Source organism: Castellaniella sp. GW247-6E4 (genome assembly GCF_040276065.1).
Taxonomy (GTDB): domain Bacteria; phylum Pseudomonadota; class Gammaproteobacteria; order Burkholderiales; family Burkholderiaceae_B; genus Castellaniella.
Genome location: NZ_JBELOI010000031.1, coordinates 1 through 4,217, shown reverse-complemented (window position 1 = coordinate 4,217; position 4,217 = coordinate 1). Strand labels below are relative to the sequence as shown.

General features: G+C 59.7%; 1 protein-coding gene. It reads left to right on the top strand.

Annotated elements, in window-relative coordinates; all coding sequences use genetic code 11:
* A partial coding sequence (locus ABS761_RS16735; RefSeq protein ID WP_350409526.1) for an Ig-like domain-containing protein occupies positions 1 to 4,217 on the top strand: 4,217 nt, incomplete at both ends.

Below are 4,217 nucleotides of genomic sequence, written 5' to 3'. Positions count from 1 at the left end.
TCGACGGCGACCCATTCCTATGGCGTAGATACGACTGCTCCTGAGCTGACGGTGTCTGTGGATGCGGTGACTTCGGACAACGTGATCAATGCCGCTGAGTCTGGCGCGTCGGTGAATGTCACGGGCGCGGTGTCTGGTGAGTTTAATGACGGTGACGCGGTCACGCTGACGGTCAATAGTGTTGCGTACACCGGCACCGTTGGTGCTGACGGTGCTTGGACGATCGCAGTTGCTGGCTCTGATCTGGCTGCCGCGGATTCTCTGGGTGTGTCGGTGACGACAACCGATGCTGCGGGTAACAGCACGACGACAACTGCTACGCATGCCTATAGTGTAGACACGGCAGCGCCGGAATTGACGGTCTCGGTTGATTCGATCACTGCTGACAACGTGATCAATGCGGCTGAGTCTGGTGCTGCGACGATTGCGGTGTCGGGTACGGTTGGTGCCGAGGCGGGGGTGTCGACCACGGTGACCATTACGGTCAATGGCCAGGATTACACAGCCGCCGTGGATACCGCGAACGGCACTTGGGCTGTGGATGTTGCGGCCAGCGATCTGTTGGCCGATAGCGCGGTGGCTGTCAGCGCAACGTCTACCGATGTGGCGGGCAATAGCACGACTGCTACGACCAGCCACGGTTACTCGGTTGACACCGCTGCGCCTGAGCTGACGGTTTCTGTGGATGCGATCACGTCCGACAACGTGATCAATGCGGCTGAGTCTGGTGCTGCGACGATTGCGGTGTCGGGTACGGTTGGTGCCGAGGCGGGGGTGTCGACCACGGTGACCATTACGGTCAATGGCCAGGATTACACAGCCGCCGTGGATACCGCGAACGGCACTTGGGCTGTGGATGTTGCGGCCAGCGATCTGTTGGCCGATAGCGCGGTGGCTGTCAGCGCAACGTCTACCGATGTGGCGGGCAATAGCACGACTGCTACGACCAGCCACGGTTACTCGGTTGACACCGCTGCGCCTGAGCTGACGGTTTCTGTGGATGCGATCACGTCCGACAACGTGATCAATGCGGCTGAGTCTGGTGCTGCGACGATTGCGGTGTCGGGTACGGTTGGTGCCGAGGCGGGAGCGTCGACCACGGTGACGATCACGGTCAACGGCCAGGATTACACAGCCGCCGTGGATACCACGAACGGCACCTGGGCTGTGGATGTTGCGACCGGTGATCTGTTGGCTGATAACTCGGTGGCTGTCAGTGCGACGTCTACCGATGCCGCAGGCAACAGCACGACGACAACCACGACGCATGGTTATGGTGTAGATACGGCTGCACCTGAGCTGACGGTCTCGGTTGACTCGATCACGTCGGACAACGTCGTCAATGCTGCAGAGTCTGGCACATCGGTGAATGTCACTGGCACGGTGGTTGGTGAATTCAATGAGGGCGATGTTGTCACCTTGACGGTTGGCGGCACCTCACTCACAGGCGCAGTTGGTGCCGATGGCACGTGGACGATCGCGGTTCCTGGATCTGACCTTGCGGGCTCTAGCTCGCTTGACGTCTCGGTCACGACGACGGACGCCGCAGGCAATAGCACGACGACGACTGCTACGCACAGCTATGGCGTAGATACGGCTGCGCCTGAGCTGACAGTCTCGGTTGATCCGGTGACTTCGGATAATGTGATCAATGCCGCAGAGTCTGGCACCTCGGTGGATGTCACCGGCAAGGTGACGGGTGAGTTCAATGAGGGTGATGTTGTCAGCCTGACGGTTGGCAGCACTTCGCATACTGGCGCGGTTGGTGCCGATGGGTCGTGGACGATCGCGGTCGCTGGCTCTGACCTGGCTGCTGCTGACTCTCTGGGTGTCTCGGTCACGACGACAGACGCCGCGGGCAATAGCACGACTTCGACGGCGACCCATGCCTATGGTGTAGATACGACTGCTCCTGAGCTGGCGGTGTCTGTGGATCCGATCACTGCTGACAATGTCATCAATGCGGCTGAGTCTGACGTTTCGGTGGGTGTCACCGGCACGGTGACCGGTGAATTCAACGAAGGCGATGTCGTCACGCTGACGGTGAACGGCGCCGAGTACAGCGGTACCGTCGCCCAGGGTGGCACGTGGGCGATCACAGTTGCGGGTTCTGATCTTGCAGCTTCTAGCTCGCTGGGCGTATCGGTGACGACAAGCGATGCGGCTGGCAACAGCACGACGGCCACAACCAGCCATGGCTACTCGGTTGACACGACTGCTCCTGAGCTGACGGTTTCGGTAGATCCGGTGACTTCGGATAACGTGATCAATGCTGCGGAGTCTGGCGCATCGGTGAATGTCACCGGTGCGATGACCGGTGAATTCAACGAAGGCGATGTTGTCACCCTGACGGTTGGCGACACCTCGCTTACAGGCACAGTGGGTGCCGATGGCACGTGGACGATCGCGGTTGCAGGTTCCGACCTGGCTGCTGCGGATTCTCTGGATGTGTCGGTCACGACAACCGATGCGGCGGGCAATAGCACGACTGCTACGACCAGCCACGGTTACTCGGTTGACACCGCTGCTCCTGAGCTGACAGTCTCGGTTGATCCGGTGACTTCGGATAACGTGATCAATGCTGCGGAGTCTGGCGCTTCGGTGAATGTCACCGGCAAGGTGACCGGTGAGTTCAACGAGGGTGATGCGGTCACTCTGACGGTTGGCAACACCTCGCTCACAGGCGCAGTGGGTGCCGATGGGTCATGGACGATCGCGGTTGCGGGTGCTGATCTGGCTGCTGCGGATTCTCTGGATGTGTCGGTCACGACTGCGGATGCAGCTGGCAATAGCACGACTTCGACGGCGACCCATTCCTATGGTGTAGACACGGCAGCGCCGGAATTGACGGTTTCGGTTGATCCGGTGACTTCGGACAACGTGATCAATGCTGCGGAGTCTGGCACGTCGGTAAATGTCACTGGTACGGTGACGGGTGAATTTAATGAGGGTGATGTGGTCACCCTGACGGTTGGCAACACCTCGCTCACAGGCGCAGTTGGTGCGGATGGCACGTGGACGATCGCGGTTGCTGGCTCTGATCTTGCGGCCTCTAGCTCGCTAGGTGTATCGGTCACGACTGCGGATGCGGCGGGCAATAGCACGACGACGACCACGACGCATGGCTATGGTGTAGACACGGCAGCGCCGGAATTGACGGTCTCGGTTAATCCGATCACTGCTGATAATGTGATTAATGCCGCAGAGTCTGGCACGTCGGTAAATGTCACTGGCACGGTGACCGGTGAATTCAACGAAGGCGATGTAGTCACCCTGACGGTTGGCGGCACCTCGCTTACAGGCACAGTGGGTGCTGATGGCACTTGGACGATCGCGGTTGCTGGATCTGACCTGGCTGCTGCTGGCTCTCTGAGTGTCTCGGTCACGACGACAGACGCTGCGGGCAATAGCACGACTTCGACGACGACCCATTCCTATGGCGTAGATACGACTGCTCCTGAGCTGGCGGTGTCTGTGGATCCGATCACTGCTGACAACGTGATTAATGCCGCAGAGTCTGGCGCTTCGGTGGATGTCACTGGCACGGTGTCTGGTGAGTTCAACGAAGGCGATGTCGTCACCTTGACGGTTGGCAACACCTCGCTTACAGGCACAGTGGGTGCTGATGGCACTTGGACGATCGCGGTTGCGGGCTCTGATCTTGCAGCCTCTAGCTCGCTGGGCGTATCGGTGACAACCACTGATGCGGCCGGCAATAGCACGACGACGACCACGACGCATGGCTATGGTGTAGACACGGCAGCGCCGGAATTGACGGTCTCGGTTAATCCGATCACTGCTGATAATGTGATTAATGCCGCAGAGTCTGGCACGTCGGTAAATGTCACTGGCACGGTGTCTGGTGAATTCAATGAAGGCGATGTCGTCACCCTGACGGTTGGCAGTATCTCGCTCACGGGCGCAGTTGGTGCCGATGGCACGTGGACGATCGCGGTTGCTGGATCTGATCTGGCTGCTGCGGATTCTCTGAGTGTCTCGGTCACGACAACCGATGCGGCGGGCAATAGCACGACGACGACTGCTGCACACGGCTATGGTGTGGACACCACCGCACCTGAGCTGACGGTCTCGGTTGATCCAGTGACTTCGGATAACGTGATCAACGCCGCCGAGTCTGGTGCTGCGACGATTGCGGTGTCGGGTACGGTTGGTGCCGAGGCGGGAGCGTCGACCACGGTGACGATCACGGTCAATGG